This is a genomic window from Streptomyces sp. CLCI03 (assembly GCF_053615355.1).
This window is the reverse complement of record NZ_CM132132.1, coordinates 8,161,968-8,178,582: the sequence shown is the minus strand read 5'-3', so window position 1 is coordinate 8,178,582 and position 16,615 is coordinate 8,161,968. Positions and strand designations below refer to the sequence as shown.

Sequence of the window (16,615 nt, the reverse complement as noted above, 5' to 3'; positions counted from 1 at the left end):
GCTGGGATCATGACCACTGTGGCTCCTGGAAGCGATGTTCGGCGGCACGAGCTGGCCGAGTTCCTACGCACCCGCCGGGAGCGGATCTCTCCCGAGCAGGTCGGGCTGGTGCGCGGGCCGCGCCGACGGACCCCGGGGCTGCGTCGTGAGGAGGTCGCGCACCTGTCGTCGGTGGGCGTGACCTGGTACACGTGGTTGGAGCAGGCGCGCCACATCCAGGTGTCGGGGCAGGTGCTGGACGCCGTCGCGCGGGCACTGTTGCTCGACGTGAGCGAGCGGGAGCACCTGTTCTCGCTGGCCGGGAGCCTCGACCCGGTGCAGCCGGCGGTCTGCCCGAGCGTGACACCGTCCGTGCGGGCCATCATCGACCAGCTGGGTCACATCCCGGCGTGTGTCCAGAACAGCCGGTACGACATCCTCGCCTACAACGCCACCTACGGGCGTCTGCTCGGCGACCTGGACGGCAAGCGGCCGGAGGAGCGCAACTGCATGTGGCTCGCCTTCACCGACCAGGAGTGGCAGGACTCGGTGGTCGACCTGCCGAGCACGCACCGGATCATGGCGGCGCGGTTCCGGGCGGCGATGGCCGAGCACCTGGCGGAGCCCGCGTGGAAGACGCTGCTGGCCCGGCTGGAGGGGGCGTCGGCGGAGTTCCGGGAGGTGTGGGCCCGCCACGAGGTGGTCGGCGGTCAGGTCGCGAAGTCGAAGTACGTCCGCAACGCGCACGTGGGCATGCTGTACCTGGAACACAACAACCTGTGGCTCGGACCGCGCACCGGCCCGAGGCTCGTGACGTACGTACCGCTGGACCAGGAGTCGCGCGAGCGCCTGGAGGAGCTGGAACGGCTGGCGGCACCGGCCGGGGCGGGGCTTCTCGGCGAGGGCGAACTTCAGTCCAGGAGCTGAACCATGAGGAGGCAGGCGGCCGGCGGCACCAGGACGGCCACCGTGCCGAAAGCGACCCCGATCCGCGCGCGGCCGCGGGCCGCCGCCTCGTCGCCCCGCATGGCCCACAGGTCGGGGAGACCGCAGACGAGCGCCATGATCGCGACGGGCAGGACGAGGTAGAGCGGGAAGAAGCGGATCCACGGCGGGAGTTGCTCCGGGAGGAACGGGCAGCCGAGCATCGCCACGGCGGTGGCCCCCAGGGCGAGTGACGCCGTGCCCCTGCGCTCCGGCTCCATCGCCGGCTCCTCCTGCGTCTGCTGCTCCGGCCCGGCCGGTTCCTTCACGAGGCTCATGGAACGAAGGCTAGGCGAACGGCGGGCGACCCCGCCTGGGTGCGGCTACTCAGAAGGGGGTGAGTAGCCGCACCCGGATGCCCTCGGTTCGCTCGCGGCCGGCGCGAGGCGGGCCAGCAGGTGGGCGTCGAGGAAGCCCCGTTCGGAGGCCGGGTCGTGGACCAACCGGGCGAACGGTGTGAGCCCCGCCCCGGCCAGCAGCTCGGCGAACCGGTCCACCGGCCAGCTGTAGGCAGGGGTCACCTTGTGGTCGAAGCGGACCGGCTCCGGTCCGTCGGTCGCGAAGAAGGAGACCAGGAGCAGGCCCCCTTGGGCCAGGACGCGCGCCTGCTCGGCGAGCAGCGCGGGCAGTTCCCCGGGCGGTGTGTGGATCATCGAGTAGTGGGCGAGGACGCCCCCGAGCGCTCCGTCCTCGACCGGCAGGGCCTCCATCCGCGCCTCGTCGAACCGCAGCGCGGGGCGGGCCCGGCGGGCGTGGTCGATCATGCCCGGGGAGATGTCGATCCCGAAGGCGTCCAGGCCCAGGTCGTGGAGCATGGCCGTCAGATGTCCGGGCCCGCACCCGACGTCTGCCGCCCGCGAGTTGCCCGTCCCGCGCACCAACTCCGCGAAGGTGGCGAGCATGGCCCGCGCGAACGGCTGCGTCTCCAGCCGATCGGCGAACAGCGACGCGTAGAGCGCGACGACCCCGTCGTAGGCCGTCCTGGTCTCGTCCTGGTGTTCCGCCACGGGCAGAACGTTACTCCTGCCCGTGGCGGGCCCGGACCGCCCCATGGGCGTCTCACCGCCCGGCACATTTGATCTTGTGGCAAGATCACGGGGTGCTACGACTAACCGATCTCATCATCGATTGCCCGGACACGATGAAGCTGGCGGCCTTCTACTCCGAGGTGACGGGGCTCCCGGTCAAGAAGAGCAGCAACGAGCACTGGGCCGGTATCCAGTTCGGCGCGATCGAACTGGCCTTCATCCAGGTGGAGGACTACCGCGCCCCGCAGTGGCCCGACAGCGAGCATCCCAAGCAGTTCCACCTCGACTTCGAGGTCGACGACTTCGAGGCCGAACAGCGCCGCGTCCTGGACCTCGGCGCGACCCTGCAGCGGGATTGCACCGGCCCCGACGGCTACGGATTCCGCGTCTACACGGACCCCATCGGCCACCCCTTCTGCCTCTGCCGCAACAAGGGTGTCGTCTGGACCGAACAGGGCCCCACCTGGCCCGAGCGCGACCAGTAGGCCCGTGCGAACGAAGTGAGCTGAGCGACGGCGTGCCCTGATCGGGCAACAGCGAGGTCTCCGGTGCCCGGTTCATCGACCACGAAGAACCGGGCACCGGAGACCTCGCGGCCGCCGGCTGCGCGCACCCGCGCCGATCGCTCAACGGCGCACCCGGTAGCACAGGTGAAGCACCCGGTCGCCCTGAAGCACCACGTCGGGGTCCTCCAACAGGTGCTGCGCGTGGACCGACCCGAAGTAGCGCTTGCCGGACCCGAGCACGACGGGTACGACGTCCATGCGCACCTCGTCGACCAGGCCCGCGGCGAGCACCTGGCCACCGACGTCACCGGCGGCGACCTCGACCACGCGGTCACCCGCGAGTTCCTGCGCCTTGGCCATGGCCGCCTCGACGCCGTCGACGAAACGGAACGGCGCCTCGGGGTCCCAGCCCTCGGGCTCCGGCCGGTGCGTCACGACGACCACGTGGTCGATCCCGCCCGGAGGCTTCCCGTCCCAGCCGTCCGTCAGGTCGAAGACGTGGCGGCCGACGACCGTGACGCCGATCCGGTCCCAGTACGGCCGGGTGTGGTCGTAGGACGTCTGCGACACCTTCAGCGCGCCGCTCTCGTCCAAGGGGACGTCACCGCTGGACAACCAGTCGAACAGCGGTCCGGGCCGGTCGTCCTCGTCCGCGACGAAGCCGTCCACCGACACCGAGCTGTACATGACCACCTTGCCCACGGGGCTCTCCTCTGCTTCGGGATGCCCCAAATTAGCGCGCCATGAGCCGTCGTTCCCGCTGCCACGTGCCGGACGCCGCCCCTAGGGCCTGGCTTTGGGATCAGGGCGGATCAGCCCGCGGCGTCCGGTGTCGTGCATCGCAAGGCCGAGGAGGGAGTCCATGCGGAGCATCGACGACCGACGAGAACGCGGCGAGGTGCGGCGCCAGGCGTCGCGGGCCCGGCATGATCCGAAAGCCAGGCCCTAGGCGAAGGGGCCTTCGGCCGTGAAGCGGCGCAGGTGGCGGGCGAAGGTCTCGGCCTCGCCCGGGGGCCAGGAGGCCAGGCTCGTCGTGATGTGGTCCGCCAGGCGCGTACGTAGCTCCGCGACGACGAGCCGCCCCTCGTCGGTCAGGACGAGGAGGTGTGCGCGCCGGTCGGTGGGGTCCGGTTCCCGGCGGATGAGGCCCGCGGTCTCCAGCCGGGAGGCTCGGCGGGTCACGCCGGAGCGGTCGACCCCCACGTCGTGAGCCAGGTCCGCCGCGCTGCGGGGGCCGGTGCGGGCCAGGGCGCTGAGCACGGGGTAGGTCACGTCGTCGACGGCCTCGCCCATGCCTTCCGTGAGCCGCTGGTGCAGGTGCGCGCGGGTCGTGCGCTTGAGCAGGATGCCCAGCGCGTCAGCGATCTCTTGCCCGATCTCGTTGTCCACTCGAAAAGAATAGCGTGCGTCACGCACGCATAGCTGTTAGGGTTTTCGAAGTGCGTGCGTCGCGCACGCATTACGACCGTTTCGGATCCAGCTCCAGATCCACATCCACATCCACCAGGCGTATCGAAAGGCACTCCCATGACCCGCACCGGTATCACGGCCGCCCTCACCGACCTGCTCCTCAACCGCGACCTCAGCGTCCAGGAGGCCGCCGACCGCCACTTCGCCCCGGAGTACCGCCAGCGCACGGACGGCGAGTGGGCGGACCGGGCCGGCTTCATCGAGCACATCAGCCACCTGCGCACCGTCGTCGACCACGGCCGTGTCGAGGTCCACGAGGAGCTGTACGACGGCCTCAAGTACGCCGACCGGCACACCGTCCACGTCACGAAGACGGACGGTTCGACGGTGCGCACCGAGGTCTACCTGTTCGGCGAGTTCGCGCCCGACGGCCGGTTCAGCCGCATCGAGGAGACCACCTTGATGCTCGAAGGATCCGAGGCGGATCGTGACCTGGGAAGCGCCCGCTGAGGTCCTCGGTTCCCGGAGGCCGGCCTCGGATCAGGGGCGGAAGCGCAGGGGGTGGTCGGACGGGACCTCCACCACGGCGATCCGCACGCCGTCGGGGTCGGCGATCCACATCTCGATCAGCCCCCAGGGCTCGCGGAGGGGAGGCCGCAGCACCTCGGCGTTCCGGCCGCGCAGTTCCTCGTAGGCCGCGTGCACGTCCTCGACCTGGAGCCACAGTCGCAGGCCGGGCGCGGGCGGCGACTCGGCGCGGCCCGACAGTTCGAGGAAGCCACCGCCGAGGAAGTAGACCGTGCCGCGCTCGGGGCCGGTGCCGAACTCGCGGTGGATCGCCAGCCCCAGGGTGTCGCCGTAGAAGGCGCGCGAGCGTTCGGGGTCGGTGGGGCACAGCAGAACCCTGCTGCCCAGTACGTGCACCATGCCCCCGCCTTTCCTCACGCCTCACGCGGCGTCCTGCCGCCGCTGCTTCAGCGTCTTCCAGCGACTGTGCCGGGTGCGGGCGTGCTGGTCCAGTTCCTCCAGCAGGCGCTGGGAGCGCTTGTCCACGCCCAGCTCGTCCAGCACCCGGTCGATCTCGGTGAGCAGCGCACCGCTCAGCTGCCAGTGTGCCGGGTCCTCGCGGGCGGCGGCCAGCAACAGGACCGCGAGTCGGTCGCGGTGGGCCCGGGCGACGGCCAGTTCGCCGGTGAGTCGGGCCTCCGCCTCCTCCGCGTTGGCGCTGACCTGCGCGGTGATCAGCTGGGCGAAGCTTTCCACCGCGACGGCCGTGTGGCGGAGCACCTCCCGCAGCGCGGTCGCGGTCGGGGGGTCGAAGAGCGGCCCGTCCGGGCGGGCCCGAGCCAGGTCGGTCAGGGTCCGGCAGGCCACACGGAGCACGACCGCGCAGATCTCCAGGGTGTCCAGGCCGGTCCGCAGCACGAGCCTGAAGAGCAGCCCTTCCTTGACCCTCGGATTGAGCCGGAGGCTGTCCTCGGCCTGCCGGAGGGCGGCGTCGACCTGGGCGATGTCGTTGTCGAGGCGGCGCGCCTCGTGCAGCCGGGCCGCGGCCTGCTCGACCCTGGCCGGTCCGGAGGGTTCCTCACCGAGGTGGTCGAGCAGCCGGCTCATGCGCCGGGCGAGGTCGGTGATCGCGTCGCCGGCCGGGCCGACCCACACGGGCGGTGCGAGGAGCAGGTTGACCAGCAGTCCGACCACCGCGCCGATGATCGTCTCCAGGACCCGGTCCCAGGCGGTGTCCGTGACCTGGGTGACGCCGAGGACGAGCATGGCGCTGATCGCGACCTCGGGCACGAACTCGTCGACGCGTACCAGGTGGCCCACCACCAGCGAGGCGAGGATCAACAGTCCGAGGCTCCACCAGGTCAGACCCACCAGCGCGCTGAAGCCGATCGCGATCAGCACACCGACGACCACCGAGTTCACCCGGCGGATGCTGGTGGTGAGGGTGGAGTACAGGGTGACCTGGACGACGAGCAGGGCGGTCAGGGGCGCGGTCAGGGGAAGTGGCTCGCTGCTCAGGCGGAGCGCGACGACGTAGCTGATCACGGCCGCGGCGGTGGAACGCAGAGCCTGGACGGCGACCGGCTCACGGCGGCGGCGTGCGACACGGGTGGCGAGACTGGTGATCGTTTCCGGCATGCGGGGCGCCTTCCCGCTGCTGGGCCGGATGACGCATGGCGTGGCCGCCGGGCCCCGATCGGCCGAGGATGGGCCGTAGGAGGTCACCCCGGCCGTTCGCGGGTAGGCGGTGGATGTCCGGGGCAGTTCCTGTCGACGAGAACCGCGAGCGCGAAGGAGAAGCAGCCATGGAGGGTACGCAGGACAGGCGTGAGAAGTCGGGAGAGGGCCGCGCGGAGCAGGCGCAGGATCATCCCGGCCCGGACCCGGTGCACCCCGAGGCCAGCAAGCGGGTCGAGGGCAAGAGCCCGGAGGAACTGAGGCGTCGGCAGGAGCGGAAGACGACCCGTACGAGCGACGACGACGCGGAGTAACGGGCTCGGGCAGGCCGTACGGCGGACGGCCCGCCCGACCGCCGCCCCGCGTACGTGAGGGCGATGGCAGCGGAGCCGGGACCGGCGGCGAGGTGCTACGCGCCCTCGTCGTAGGTCCCGGACTCGATCTCCAGGGCGAGCTCCTGGAGGACCTCGATCGAGGAGATGTCCGTCCGTCCGTCGTCGTGCACCATCGCGAGGCTGGTGAACGCCAGGCTGAAGCCGGAAACCATGGTGTGCAGGGCCGGCCCGAGCGCCTCCGCCACGAGGGCGGCCACCTGCTGGGGCGAGGCGTCCGCCGGCACCCTGATCGACGGCAGCATCTCGTTCAGGAGCAGAGTGGCCACACCGGCCGTGGGTGCCGCTCCGGCGCCGTCCTCCCCGGCGTCGACGTGCTCGTCGAGCTCGCCCGCCTCGGCGGCCCGGCGAATGTCCTGGGCGTCGGTGAGGATGCCGATCACTCGCTTGAGTACCTCTGCGCGTTCCATCCAGGGAGCGTAGCCCCGAGCCCGGGAGCGGCGCGGGAGTTCGCCCTGATCAGGCCATGCTCCGGCCGCTCCGGACGGGGAGTCGGCCCCGATCGGGACACGGACGTGTAGCCGCGATCGCACGGGGCATGCGCGCCGCGACGGACACGGATCGATGGAGGAGCTGTTTCACTCATGTCTGAGAACGTCTGGGCCTACCACGTCACCGTCGACCGCATCACGGACGTGGACCTGTCCGGTTACAAGGTGGAGGCTTCCGACGGCGCCATCGGAAAGGTCGACAAGCACTCCGACGAGGCGGGATCGGCCTATCTGGTCGTGGACACCGGCCCGTGGATCTTCGGCAAGGAGGTCCTCCTCCCGGCGGGTACCGTCACCGGTATCGACGTGGAGGAGAAGCGGATCCGGGTCGGACTGACCAGGGAACAGGTCAAGGACGCCCCGGAGTTCATCCGGGACCAGCACCTGGAGAGCACCGACTACCGTCAGCTGCTCGGCGGTTACTACGGCATCATCCCGCCGCGCTGGCTGTGATCCACGGCCGGTACCGGCCCATACTGGGCTCATGGCCAAGGCGAGGGCCACGACGGTCCAGCGGATCAGGCGGCACGCCGGGGACGCGGTCTTCCTGCGCGTCGCCGGGCCGGACGGACCCCGGAACCGGGCGCGGATCCACACGACGCCCGGACCTCGATGGTTCGCCCCGGACCGGCCGGTGCGCCGGGTCCACGGGGACGCCTCGATGTTCGTCGGTGGGCTGGCCGCCCTGTTGCTGCAGTCCTTGCACCCTCTCGCCATGGCCGCCGTGGCCGCGCATTCGGGGTACCGGGGCGACCCGTGGGGGCGGCTGAACCGCACCAGCACCTTCCTCGCCGTCACCACCTTCGGTACGAGTGCCGACGCCGAGGCGGCGGTGGCCCTCGTACGGGAGGTGCACGCGCGGGTCCGGGGGCGGACGGCCGACGGAGTCCCGTACCGGGCCGATGATCCGGAGCTGCTGACCTGGGTGCACATCGCCGAGGCGGACTGCTTCCTGCGGGCCCATCAGCGGTACGGCAGGCGCCCGTTGGACTCCGCGGGCTGCGACGCGTACCTCGCCGACACGGCGCGCGTGGCCCGCGCGCTGGGGGCGGAGGTGCCGCCGGAGAACGTGCGCGAGCTGGCCCTGCGGATGGCCCGGTACCGGCCCGGCCTCCGGCCGACCGCGGCCTCCCGGGACACGACCCTGTTCCTGCTGAGCGAGCCGCCGCTGCCGGGGGCCGCCCGGTTGCCGTACGCACTGCTGGCGGCGGCGGCCGTGGAGCTGCTTCCGCCCTGGGCGAGGTCGGCCGTGGCCGAGGACGCGCCCGCGGTCGCCCGGATACCGCCCCCGGTCGCCCGCGCCGGCGGCCACGCCGTCACCCGGGCGATCCGCTGGGCACTACCCCCCGCTCCCCCGGCTGCTCCGTCTCCCCTGCCGGGCTGAGGGTGGAGCGGTCAGTACTCCTCGTCCGGGTAACCCCAGCGGATCTCCGGCACGGCCCCGGCCGCCACCGCGGCCACCGTCACGGCGAAAACCCCCTCGAAGTGCGGTTGCCACAGGTAGAAGCGCGAGATGCCGAGCGGGAAGTCGGAGTCCCCGGAGACGAAGTACGAGCCGTCTTCGTCCACCGCCACGCCGATGGTGACCTGGGCGGCTATGTCCTCCTCGTGCATCAGCTCCTGCAGGGCGCGGACGATCGCCCAGGCCTGCGGCTCGTCGGCGACGCCGGTGACGGTGAAGGCAAGATCGATGTTCACTGACATGCCTGAAGACTAGGCGGAGCCACTGACAGCGGCGGGCTACGGTCGGGTGGCCGTCACCAGGTAGTAGTCCAGGATCTGTTGCTCCCAGGCGGCCAGGAAGTTCCGGGGCCAGGTGCCCGGCGCCCAGAGGCGGGCGAGCCAACGGTCCCAGCCCGGCCAGACCTGCGGACCGATCGAGGCGACCTTGACGTCGCCGAAGCCCGCGTCGGTGAGCGCATCGGTGAGCCGGGACACCGGCCGCGCGATGTCCAGCCCGCTGGCGAAGGAGTCGAGGAGCCCCGCGAGCCGCTTCGCGGGCTCGGGCGCTCCCTCCACGGTGAAGAAGCTGGTGACCGCCACCCGGCCACCCGGGCCCAACACCCTCGCCGCCTCCCGCGCGAAGGCGGTCAGGTCCGGGAAGTGCTGCGCCGCCTCGACACTGTAGAGGCAGTCGAACTCCGCGTCGCCGAACGGCAGCTCCTCCGCGGCCCCGAGCGCGAAGGTCAGCCGGTGCGGCTGGGCCGCAAGGAGCGGGGAGTTGGCTTCGCGGGCCCGTCGGAGCTGCTGGGGATGGATGTCCACCCCGGTGACGGCCATGGGCCCGTACTCCTCCAGCGCGAGCGCGCACCCGAGACCGAGACCGCAGCCGACCTCGACGGCCCTGCCGCCTTCGGGGGCCACGGCGTCGAGCACGTGCCGGTAGAGGTCCCGCTCGCTGCGGATCCGGTCGTCCTGCGACAGCGGCTGCCCGAGGTCGACCGCCTTCCAGTAGCCGAAGTTGATGAACCCTCCGGCGAAGACCGGAACGGCGCTGAGATCGGCCGGCCCGTACGTCTCCCACACCTCGGGCCGTACGACCGGGGACGGCCGCTCCGTGGGATCACTCGACGACAACACCCCACCACCTCCTCGTGACGGGGGCGTTCTGCCCCGCAACCCTCAGTGTGGCGGGCGAACCCCCGGTCGCGACAGTGGACCTCACTACGCACAGATCATTCGTTGTTCACCGAAATCATGGGGCATCCTGGACGTATGAACGAGACGCATCCCGGTTCTACGCCCGCGGGCGCAGCGGCCCCTGCGGGCGGTGCGCCCCCCGTGGGCGGAGCGGCCCCCGCGGCACTGCTGGCCGCCTTCGCCGCCGCCCTGGCCGACGAGACGCGGGCGGCGATCTGCATGACGCTCCTGGAGGGGCGCGCCTGGACCGCGGGCGAGCTGGCCCGCATCACCTCGGTGGCGCCCTCCACCATCAGCGGCCATCTGACCCGGCTGCTCGACGTGGGCATCTGCGTGACCGAGCGGCAGGGCCGCCACAGCTACGTGCGCATCGCCGACGGGGCGACGGCCCGCCTGCTCGACGAGCTCGCCTCGCACGCCGTTCCGGACCGGGACGCGGCGCACGCCGTGCCCGTGGTCGCCGCGCCGGACCCGCTGGCCCGCGCCCGGACCTGCTACGACCACTTCGCCGGGCGGCTCGGCATGGCGGTGACCGACGCGATGGAACGGCGCGGGCTGCTGCGCACGGACGACGTGTTCGAGCTGACGGAGGCCGGCCGGATCTGGTGCGCCGACGCCGGCATCAGCCTGGCCGGACAGGGACGCAGGCCACTGGCGAGCTCCTGCCTGGACTGGACCGAGCGGCGCCGCCACCTGGGCGGCCTCGCCGGGGCACGGCTGTGCGCACGGGCGACCGCGGAGAAGTGGGTGGTGTGCCCGACGGGTGGCGGGCGGGCCCTGGAGGTGACCGACGCCGGGGAGCGGGCCTTCGGTGAACTACTGGGGCTGACACCGGAGGCGTGGAACTGAGGCGCGGCTCCGGACAGGAAGACACATTAATTCGGTCGACACCGAAATGTTGCGGTCGTAGGGTGGGCTCATGACGTTCCGCTCGAGTTCGATCCCGCCCGGCGTCCTCACCGTCGGCGCCGTCACCTTCACGGTGTTCGCCTGGGCCTCCGCCTTCGTCTCCATCCGCAGCGCGGGGGCCGCGTACTCGCCCGGCGCCCTGGCCCTCGGCCGGCTGCTGGCGGCCTCCCTGGTCCTCGTGGTGCTGCTCCTGATCAGTCGACACGGCCTACCGCCCCGCGAGGCCTGGCGCGGGATCCTGGTGTCCGGTGTCGTGTGGTTCTGCGGCTACACGATCGTCCTGAACTGGGGTGAACGGCTGGTCGACGCGGGCACCGCGTCGCTGCTCGTGAACACCGGGCCGATCCTCATGGCGCTCCTCGCGGCCCGCCTGCTCGGCGAGGCACTGCCTCCGCGTCTCCTGGTCGGCATGGCCGTCTCCTTCGCCGGAGCGGTGGTCGTGGGCCTGTCCATGTCGTCCGGGGACGGCGGCTCCACCTCGGTGCTCGGCGTCGTACTCTGCCTGCTCGCGGCGGTGGCGTACGCGACGGGCGTCATCGCCCAGAAGCCCGCGCTCTCCTACGGCACTCCCCTGCAGGTCACCACCTTCGCCTGCCTCACGGGAACCGTGGCCTGCCTGCCCTTCTCGGGTCAACTGTTCGCGGAACTGCCCGAGGCGCCGATGTCCGCGACCTTGAACATGCTCTACCTGGGTGTCGTCCCGACCGCTCTCGCGTTCACCACCTGGACCTACGCCCTGGCGCGCATGCCCGCCGGAAAGCTGGGCGCGACCACGTACGCCGTCCCGGCCATCGTCGTGCTGCTGAGCTGGGCCCTCCTGGGCGAGGTACCGGCGTGGCTGACCCTCCTCGGCGGGGCGCTCTGCCTGGCCGGCGTGGCGGTCTCCCGGTACACGCCGCGCTCGGCCCGCACTCCGGCCGCGGACAGCCCGCTCGGTGCGGGCCGGACCTGACCGAACCGCTCCCCTCTCCTCCCCTCCCACGAAAGGCACCCCTTCATGAGGATCCTCACGGTCGGCGCCGGCGCCGTCGGCGGCTTCTTCGGCGCGCGGCTCGCGACAGCGGGTCAGGACGTCTCCTTCCTCGTGCGACCGGCCCGCGCGAAGGCCCTGGAGGCCCGCGGCCTGCGCGTGGTCGGCCAAGGGGAGGAGCTCGACCTCACGCCGCGTCTGGTGACGGCCGGCGCCGTGGGCGGACCCTACGACCTCATACTCCTCTCGGTGAAGGCGACCGCCCTGCGGACGGCCCTGACGGACATCGAACCCGCCGTCGGCCCGGACACCGCCGTCGTTCCGCTGCTCAACGGGGTCGCCCACCTCGACGCTCTCGTCGCGCGCCTCGGGACCGGAGCGGTCCTCGGCGGTGTCGCGAAGGTGGTCACCACCTTGAACGAGGACGGCGACATCCTCCGCATGGCTCCGCCCGCGGTCATCTTGACCGGCGAGCTCGACGCCCGGCCGTCGGCCCGGGTGGACTCGATCCGCGGCGTACTGGCCGAGGCCGGCGTCGATTCGCCGGTGACGGAGGACATCGTCGCGGCCATGTGGCACAAGTGGGTCTTCATCTCCACGCTCGTCGCCCTGACCTGTCTGATGCGCGGCACGGTCGGCGAGGTGAACGCCGTTCCGGGCGGGGCGGACCTGGCCGCGGCGCTGATCTCGGAGACCGCGGCGGTGGCCCGGGCCGCGGGCCACCCGGTGACGGATGCGGAGCTCGCCTTCACCACCTCGACCGTCACGGCACCCGGCTCCCCGCTCACCCCGTCCCTGTACCGCGATCTCGTCGCCGGAGCGCCGACGGAGGCCGACCACGTCCTGACCGACCTCACCCTGCGCGCCCGCGCCCTGGGCGTGGCCACTCCCCTGCTGGACCTCGCCGCTCTTCAGCTGCGGGTCCACGAACACCGTCTCGCCGCCGGACGCCCTTGAGGTCCGCGGCCTCCGTAGGGACTCACCCGGATGCCCGGACCATTGGGCATCCGGGCCGCCGGGCCTTTGACTGGGAGGTCCCAAGGTCCGGAACCGGAACACCCATGGAGGCATGGTGACGGCGGTCGCGTGGATGCGTGGTGCGGCAGGTGCGGTGGTGCTGTCGGTGGTGGCGTTCGGCGCCGCGGGCTGTTCCGACGGTGACGGCACCCCGTCCGAGGCTGTGTCGAGCGCCGCGTCGGCGGTGAAGTCGGCGGGTGAGGCGGTCTCGTCGGCCGCCGCGGAGGCCGGGAAGGCCGCCGAGTCGGCCGCCGCCGTGGCGAAGGACAAGCTCGCCGAGGTGAAGAACGGGGTCGATGCCAAGGACCAGGTGTCCTTGGGTGCGGTGGCCACCGACGCGGACGGATACACGACGGTCCCCGTGACCGCCAGGAACACCGACGACGCGACGAAGTCCTTCGCGGTGCAGGTGGAGTTCAAGGACGAGAGCGGCAACCTCGTCGACACCGTGGTCGTGACGATCACGGATGTCGCCGGGAAGGGCACCGGGCAGGGAACGGCCCGCAGTACGCACAAACTGTCGGGCACGGTGACGGCGCAGACCGGCACGGCCCTGCGCTACTGAGCCCGGCCCCCACCCGGCGGTATCCGGGGTCAGCAGGTGTCGCCCACCGCGTCGATCTTCGAGCCGAAGCGGCCGCTGTAGTTGCTCGCGTAGTCGCCGACGCGGACCGGCCGGCAGTCCTTGCCGGTCGCCCAGTCGATGAAGGCCCCGCTCCGGTTGGCCCGGAACGACCCCACGTGGTCCACGAACCTGCTGGGGAGGTTCACGTAGCCGCCCCGCCAGACGTAGAGGTCCCCGGTGCCGTCCTGGTACCTCCACAGGCAGATCGCGTTGGCGGGGCAGGCGGGCAGGGCCTGAGCGGGTGTGGTGGAGACGAGCGAGACCAGCGCGACCGCGCCGGCGACGGACAGGGTGCGTAAGTGACGTGCCCTCATGCGGAGCCTCCTCTTCGTACCGTTCGTCCCCTCATCGTCCCGGCCCGGAGGCCGGCCGGTGCGGTAACCACCCGATTCGGCGGGCCTCTTCACCACATCTCCCCGACCGGTGCGGGGCGGGGCCGCTCCCGTGCGAGCGCGAGCGCCATGGCCCGGAGCTGGCCGGCGGTCCGAAAGCGGCGGGGGCCGACCGGGGTTGCACCTACCGATGGGTCGTCGAGGGCGACCGGGTGCACGGCGGGATCGCGCTGCGGCACGGGCTCGACGATCGGGTGCCGCGGTTCGGCCACATCGGCTACGTAATCCGGCCGTCCTCGCGTCGGCGCGGGCTGGCCACCTGGGCCTTGGGCCGGATGCTGACCGAGGCGTGGGCGCTCGGCCTGGACCGGGTGCTGATGGTCTGCGCGGTCGACAACCTCGCCTCGGTGAGGACGATCGAGCGACACGGAGGCCTCCTGGAAGGCATCCGGGACACCGAACACGGTCCCGCCCGGCGCTACTGGATCGAAGCCTCGGGGGCGTCGTAGGGAACCCGGATGGCTGCCCCGTGTCGCCGCCGCCCGCGCCGCGGGTGCGGTATACGTCGTTCGGGGCACCCGAGTCGGCGAAGGGAGTGGGTCGCGTGGAACGGACCACCTGCTGTGTGGTGGGCGGCGGGCCCGCCGGGATGGTGCTGGCCCTGTTGTTGGCCCGGGCCGGGGTGGAGGTGACCGTGTTGGAGAAGCACGGCGACTTCCTGCGCGACTTCCGCGGCGACACCGTGCACCCGTCCACCCTGTCGCTGCTGGACGACATCGGCCTGGCCGAGCGCTTCGCCCGGCTGCCGCAGCGACGGGTCAGCTCGGTGCAACTGCCCATCGGGCCCGACCGGTCCCTGGTCACGGTCGGGGACATCGGGGCGCTGAGGGGGAAGTACAACTACATCGCGATGGTGCCGCAGTGGGACCTGCTGGACCTGCTCGCCGACGAAGCCCGCCGCGAGCCCTCCTTCCGTCTGCGCATGAACACCGAGGCGACGTCCTTCCTCGTCGAGCGCGGACGGGTCACGGGCGTGCGCTACCGGACCGCGGACGGCGACACCGGCGAGCTCCGGGCCTCGTTGACCGTGGCCTGCGACGGGCGCGGCTCGCTGGCCAGGGCGCTGCCCGAGCTCGGGCTGGAGGAGTTCCCGTGCCCCATGGACGCCTGGTGGTTCCGGGTGCCGCGGCGTGAGGGGGACCCCAGCGGGCTCGTCGGTGGCATCGGGGACCGGCTGTTCGTCGCCCTGATCGATCGCGGCGACTACTGGCAGTGCGCCGCGCTCATCCCCAAGGGCTCCGACGTCGGGCGCCGCGCCGAGGGCCTGGAGGCGTTCATGGGGCAGTTCACGGAGGCGGTGCCCTGGCTGGCCGACCGGGCCGATGCCGTCACCTCCTGGGACGAGGTCAAGCTGCTGGACGTCCGGCTCGACCGGCTGCGCCGCTGGCACCGCCCGGGGCTGCTGTGCATCGGGGACGCCGCGCATGCCATGGCGCCGGTGTTCGGCATCGGCATCAACCTCGCCGTGCAGGACGCGGTGGCGGCGGCCCGTCATCTGGTGGGCCCGTTGCGCGAGGGCACCGTGGGGCTCCGGGACGTACGCCGGGTGCAGTGCCGGCGGCTGCCCACCACCGTGGCGACGCAGGGGCTCCAGCGCGTCGCGCACGCCAAGGTCATCGGGCCGCTGCTGGCCGGCCGTGCCGCGTTCGGAGATCCCGAGCGGGCGAAACGGCTGACCGAGCTCCTCACCGACTCGCGCCGGCTGAACCGGCTGCCCGCCTATTTCCTCGCCTACGGGGCCCTGCGCGAGCGCCCTCCGAAGGAATCGCTCCGCTGAGCTCGACCCGCCCCGCTCCACCTCACCGGAGACCACAGCACGGACGACCCACTCGGGAGGCATCATGAGTGAGCACACGGGTGAGCAGCGGCCGACCCTCCTGCCGTACGCCGATCCCGCCTTCCTGGCGGATCCGTTCCCGCTGTACCGGCAACTGCGCGAGGACGGCCCCGTGCGCCGCGTCGTCGCCGCGGGCGGCCTGGAGGCCTGGCTCGTCACCCGCTACGAGGACGGGCTCGCGGCCCTGTCCGACTCCCGACTCAGCAGCGACGTACGAGATGCCTCGGACGGTCGGCTCCTGGAGCAACTGCCGGTCGCGGAAAGCGATTCGATGCTGAGCAACATGCTCCGTAGCGACCCGCCCGACCACACCCGACTGCGCCGCCTGGTCTCCAAGGCGTTCACCGCCCGCCGCGTGGCGCAGATGCGGCCGCGGATCCAGGCCGTCGCCGACGATCTGCTGGACGCGGTCGTCCCGGCCGGCCGCGCCGACCTGGTGGCGGACTTCGCGCTTCCGCTCCCCGTCACGGTGATCGGCGAGCTGCTCGGGGTTCCGGTGGACGAGCGGCACGACTTCCAGGGCTGGACCGACCGGATGCTCAGGCGGGGTACGGAGCCGCCCGACCCCGCCGTGGTGAACGAGGCGTGGCAGCACATGCGCGCGTACCTGACCGGGCTCGTCCACGCGAAGCGGGCGCACCCCGGCGACGATCTGCTCAGCGGCCTCGTCGTCGCCCGTGACGCGGAACAGCGGCTGAGCGAGGACGAATTGATCGCGATGGTGTTCCTGCTGCTGGTGGCCGGATACATCACCACGGTCAATCTGATCGGCACCGGGATCGCCACGCTGCTGGACCACCCGGACCAGTTCGAGCTGCTGCGCTGCGACCCCGGACTGCTGCCGGGCGCGATCGAGGAGTTCCTGCGCTACGACGGGCCGGTGAGCCCGGGGATCGCGCGGTTCGCGCGCGAGGACGTGGAGATCGCCGGGGTGGCCGTCCCGCGTGGGGCGACCGTACTGATCGGCTCGGCGGTCGCCGACCGCGATCCGAAGCGGTTCCCCGACCCCGACCGCCTCGACATCACCCGGCAGGACAACGCCCACCTCGCGTTCGGGCACGGCATCCACTACTGCCTGGGGGCTCCGCTGGCGCGGTTGGAGGGCCAGATCGCCATCGGTACGGTCCTGCGCCGGCTCCCCGGGCTCGCCCTCGACACGGGCGCGGACGGGATCCGTCGGCGGCCGGGCGGGCTGCGCGGTCCCGAGAGCCTGCCGGTGACCTTCACCCCGGGCGGCTGAGGCCGGCGGTG

Annotated in this window: 23 protein-coding genes; 13 read left to right on the top strand and 10 right to left on the bottom strand. The window is 72.1% G+C overall.

What is annotated here, in order from left to right:
- Positions 1–9 precede the first annotated feature (9 nt).
- Positions 10–906, top strand: a complete 897-nt coding sequence (locus ACWG52_RS37795) for a helix-turn-helix transcriptional regulator (protein WP_390167417.1) — start codon at positions 10–12, stop codon at positions 904–906.
- On the opposite strand, the gene ACWG52_RS37790 is transcribed toward ACWG52_RS37795, so the two are convergent.
- Both ACWG52_RS37790 and ACWG52_RS37785 read right to left on the bottom strand, forming a co-directional pair.
- Positions 891–1,241 carry a hypothetical protein gene (locus ACWG52_RS37790; protein ID WP_389806262.1) on the bottom strand — a complete coding sequence of 117 codons (351 nt, stop codon included), beginning with the start codon at positions 1,239–1,241 and terminating at the stop codon, positions 891–893. The genes ACWG52_RS37795 and ACWG52_RS37790 overlap by 16 nt on opposite strands.
- Positions 1,242–1,286: 45 nt before the next feature.
- A complete protein-coding gene (locus ACWG52_RS37785) occupies positions 1,287–1,970 on the bottom strand; it encodes a class I SAM-dependent methyltransferase (RefSeq protein WP_453127268.1) in 684 nt (227 codons plus the stop codon).
- 92 nt (positions 1,971–2,062) lie between these two features.
- On the opposite strand from ACWG52_RS37785, the gene ACWG52_RS37780 reads away from it, so the two are divergent.
- Positions 2,063–2,476 carry a VOC family protein gene (locus ACWG52_RS37780; protein WP_453127267.1) on the top strand — a complete coding sequence of 138 codons (414 nt, stop codon included), beginning with the start codon at positions 2,063–2,065 and terminating at the stop codon, positions 2,474–2,476.
- Between the two features lie 141 nt (positions 2,477–2,617).
- Here the strand turns inward: ACWG52_RS37780 and ACWG52_RS37775 are convergent, their stop codons facing one another.
- Together ACWG52_RS37775 and ACWG52_RS37770 are read right to left on the bottom strand one after the other, a co-directional pair.
- Positions 2,618–3,199, bottom strand: a complete 582-nt coding sequence (locus ACWG52_RS37775; protein WP_453127265.1) for a dihydrofolate reductase family protein — start codon at positions 3,197–3,199, stop codon at positions 2,618–2,620.
- A gap of 243 nt (positions 3,200–3,442) precedes the next feature.
- Entirely contained in the window at positions 3,443–3,886 is a 444-nt protein-coding gene (locus ACWG52_RS37770; RefSeq protein WP_033224281.1) for a MarR family winged helix-turn-helix transcriptional regulator, read from the bottom strand.
- A 138-nt stretch (positions 3,887–4,024) separates the two neighbouring features.
- Here ACWG52_RS37770 and ACWG52_RS37765 point away from each other — a divergent pair, with 138 nt between their 5' ends.
- Positions 4,025–4,417 (top strand): nuclear transport factor 2 family protein, encoded by a 393-nt coding sequence (locus ACWG52_RS37765; protein ID WP_389806269.1) that lies wholly within the window; start codon positions 4,025–4,027, stop codon positions 4,415–4,417.
- 30 nt (positions 4,418–4,447) lie between these two features.
- On the opposite strand, the gene ACWG52_RS37760 is transcribed toward ACWG52_RS37765, so the two are convergent.
- Positions 4,448–4,834 carry a VOC family protein gene (locus ACWG52_RS37760; RefSeq protein WP_389806271.1) on the bottom strand — a complete coding sequence of 129 codons (387 nt, stop codon included), beginning with the start codon at positions 4,832–4,834 and terminating at the stop codon, positions 4,448–4,450.
- Positions 4,835–4,855: 21 nt separating this feature from the next.
- Entirely contained in the window at positions 4,856–6,052 is a 1,197-nt protein-coding gene (locus ACWG52_RS37755; RefSeq protein ID WP_389806273.1) for an FUSC family protein, read from the bottom strand.
- A 167-nt stretch (positions 6,053–6,219) separates the two neighbouring features.
- Between ACWG52_RS37755 and ACWG52_RS37750 the strand changes: the two genes are divergently transcribed.
- Positions 6,220–6,405 carry a hypothetical protein gene (locus ACWG52_RS37750; protein WP_033224277.1) on the top strand — a complete coding sequence of 62 codons (186 nt, stop codon included), beginning with the start codon at positions 6,220–6,222 and terminating at the stop codon, positions 6,403–6,405.
- A gap of 95 nt (positions 6,406–6,500) precedes the next feature.
- Here the strand turns inward: ACWG52_RS37750 and ACWG52_RS37745 are convergent, their stop codons facing one another.
- A complete protein-coding gene (locus ACWG52_RS37745; RefSeq protein ID WP_389806275.1) occupies positions 6,501–6,893 on the bottom strand; it encodes a hypothetical protein in 393 nt (130 codons plus the stop codon).
- A 174-nt stretch (positions 6,894–7,067) separates the two neighbouring features.
- Between ACWG52_RS37745 and ACWG52_RS37740 the strand changes: the two genes are divergently transcribed.
- Positions 7,068–7,427 (top strand): ribosome maturation factor RimM, encoded by a 360-nt coding sequence (locus ACWG52_RS37740; RefSeq protein ID WP_375938945.1) that lies wholly within the window; start codon positions 7,068–7,070, stop codon positions 7,425–7,427.
- A 31-nt stretch (positions 7,428–7,458) separates the two neighbouring features.
- A complete protein-coding gene (locus ACWG52_RS37735; RefSeq protein ID WP_389806277.1) occupies positions 7,459–8,358 on the top strand; it encodes an oxygenase MpaB family protein in 900 nt (299 codons plus the stop codon).
- A gap of 11 nt (positions 8,359–8,369) precedes the next feature.
- Here the strand turns inward: ACWG52_RS37735 and ACWG52_RS37730 are convergent, their stop codons facing one another.
- Positions 8,370–8,678 carry a hypothetical protein gene (locus ACWG52_RS37730; RefSeq protein WP_390137697.1) on the bottom strand — a complete coding sequence of 103 codons (309 nt, stop codon included), beginning with the start codon at positions 8,676–8,678 and terminating at the stop codon, positions 8,370–8,372.
- A 36-nt stretch (positions 8,679–8,714) separates the two neighbouring features.
- Complete coding sequence (locus ACWG52_RS37725) at positions 8,715–9,554, bottom strand: class I SAM-dependent methyltransferase (protein ID WP_453127262.1); 840 nt, start codon at positions 9,552–9,554, stop codon at positions 8,715–8,717.
- A gap of 135 nt (positions 9,555–9,689) precedes the next feature.
- On the opposite strand from ACWG52_RS37725, the gene ACWG52_RS37720 reads away from it, so the two are divergent.
- The 4 genes from ACWG52_RS37720 (at position 9,690) to ACWG52_RS37705 (ending at position 13,075) form a co-directional block, all read left to right on the top strand.
- Positions 9,690–10,463, top strand: coding sequence for an ArsR/SmtB family transcription factor (locus ACWG52_RS37720; protein ID WP_453127260.1), 774 nt, complete (start codon positions 9,690–9,692; stop codon positions 10,461–10,463).
- 70 nt (positions 10,464–10,533) lie between these two features.
- Complete coding sequence (locus ACWG52_RS37715; RefSeq protein WP_453127257.1) at positions 10,534–11,475, top strand: DMT family transporter; 942 nt, start codon at positions 10,534–10,536, stop codon at positions 11,473–11,475.
- Positions 11,476–11,520: 45 nt separating this feature from the next.
- A complete protein-coding gene (locus ACWG52_RS37710) occupies positions 11,521–12,450 on the top strand; it encodes a 2-dehydropantoate 2-reductase (RefSeq protein WP_390137703.1) in 930 nt (309 codons plus the stop codon).
- A 112-nt stretch (positions 12,451–12,562) separates the two neighbouring features.
- Positions 12,563–13,075, top strand: coding sequence for a hypothetical protein (locus ACWG52_RS37705; protein ID WP_389806287.1), 513 nt, complete (start codon positions 12,563–12,565; stop codon positions 13,073–13,075).
- A gap of 29 nt (positions 13,076–13,104) precedes the next feature.
- Here ACWG52_RS37705 and ACWG52_RS37700 read toward each other — a convergent pair whose 3' ends face one another.
- Positions 13,105–13,449, bottom strand: coding sequence for a peptidase inhibitor family I36 protein (locus ACWG52_RS37700; RefSeq protein WP_389806289.1), 345 nt, complete (start codon positions 13,447–13,449; stop codon positions 13,105–13,107).
- Between ACWG52_RS37700 and ACWG52_RS37695 the strand changes: the two genes are divergently transcribed.
- From ACWG52_RS37695 to ACWG52_RS37685, 3 genes are all read left to right on the top strand, one after another.
- Positions 13,377–13,976, top strand: coding sequence for a GNAT family N-acetyltransferase (locus tag ACWG52_RS37695; protein WP_453127254.1), 600 nt, complete (start codon positions 13,377–13,379; stop codon positions 13,974–13,976). The two genes, ACWG52_RS37700 and ACWG52_RS37695, sit on opposite strands and share 73 nt — an antisense overlap.
- Before the next feature lie 95 nt (positions 13,977–14,071).
- A complete protein-coding gene (locus ACWG52_RS37690) occupies positions 14,072–15,304 on the top strand; it encodes an FAD-dependent oxidoreductase (protein WP_453127252.1) in 1,233 nt (410 codons plus the stop codon).
- A 64-nt stretch (positions 15,305–15,368) separates the two neighbouring features.
- Positions 15,369–16,604 carry a cytochrome P450 family protein gene (locus tag ACWG52_RS37685; RefSeq protein ID WP_390137706.1) on the top strand — a complete coding sequence of 412 codons (1,236 nt, stop codon included), beginning with the start codon at positions 15,369–15,371 and terminating at the stop codon, positions 16,602–16,604.
- Positions 16,605–16,615 lie beyond the last annotated feature (11 nt).

Excerpts from the sequence above, each read along its gene's own strand:
- ACWG52_RS37795 (WP_390167417.1), top strand. The coding sequence starts at position 10 with ATGACCACTGTGGCTCCTGGAAGCGATGTTCGGCGGCACGAGCTGGCC.
- ACWG52_RS37790 (WP_389806262.1), bottom strand. The coding sequence starts at position 1,241 with ATGAGCCTCGTGAAGGAACCGGCCGGGCCGGAGCAGCAGACGCAGGAG.
- ACWG52_RS37765 (WP_389806269.1), top strand. The coding sequence starts at position 4,025 with ATGACCCGCACCGGTATCACGGCCGCCCTCACCGACCTGCTCCTCAAC.
- ACWG52_RS37760 (WP_389806271.1), bottom strand. The coding sequence starts at position 4,834 with ATGGTGCACGTACTGGGCAGCAGGGTTCTGCTGTGCCCCACCGACCCC.
- ACWG52_RS37755 (WP_389806273.1), bottom strand. The coding sequence starts at position 6,052 with ATGCCGGAAACGATCACCAGTCTCGCCACCCGTGTCGCACGCCGCCGC.
- ACWG52_RS37750 (WP_033224277.1), top strand. The coding sequence starts at position 6,220 with ATGGAGGGTACGCAGGACAGGCGTGAGAAGTCGGGAGAGGGCCGCGCG.
- ACWG52_RS37745 (WP_389806275.1), bottom strand. The coding sequence starts at position 6,893 with ATGGAACGCGCAGAGGTACTCAAGCGAGTGATCGGCATCCTCACCGAC.
- ACWG52_RS37740 (WP_375938945.1), top strand. The coding sequence starts at position 7,068 with ATGTCTGAGAACGTCTGGGCCTACCACGTCACCGTCGACCGCATCACG.
- ACWG52_RS37735 (WP_389806277.1), top strand. The coding sequence starts at position 7,459 with ATGGCCAAGGCGAGGGCCACGACGGTCCAGCGGATCAGGCGGCACGCC.
- ACWG52_RS37730 (WP_390137697.1), bottom strand. The coding sequence starts at position 8,678 with ATGTCAGTGAACATCGATCTTGCCTTCACCGTCACCGGCGTCGCCGAC.
- ACWG52_RS37720 (WP_453127260.1), top strand. The coding sequence starts at position 9,690 with ATGAACGAGACGCATCCCGGTTCTACGCCCGCGGGCGCAGCGGCCCCT.
- ACWG52_RS37715 (WP_453127257.1), top strand. The coding sequence starts at position 10,534 with ATGACGTTCCGCTCGAGTTCGATCCCGCCCGGCGTCCTCACCGTCGGC.
- ACWG52_RS37710 (WP_390137703.1), top strand. The coding sequence starts at position 11,521 with ATGAGGATCCTCACGGTCGGCGCCGGCGCCGTCGGCGGCTTCTTCGGC.
- ACWG52_RS37705 (WP_389806287.1), top strand. The coding sequence starts at position 12,563 with ATGGTGACGGCGGTCGCGTGGATGCGTGGTGCGGCAGGTGCGGTGGTG.
- ACWG52_RS37700 (WP_389806289.1), bottom strand. The coding sequence starts at position 13,449 with ATGAGGGCACGTCACTTACGCACCCTGTCCGTCGCCGGCGCGGTCGCG.
- ACWG52_RS37685 (WP_390137706.1), top strand. The coding sequence starts at position 15,369 with ATGAGTGAGCACACGGGTGAGCAGCGGCCGACCCTCCTGCCGTACGCC.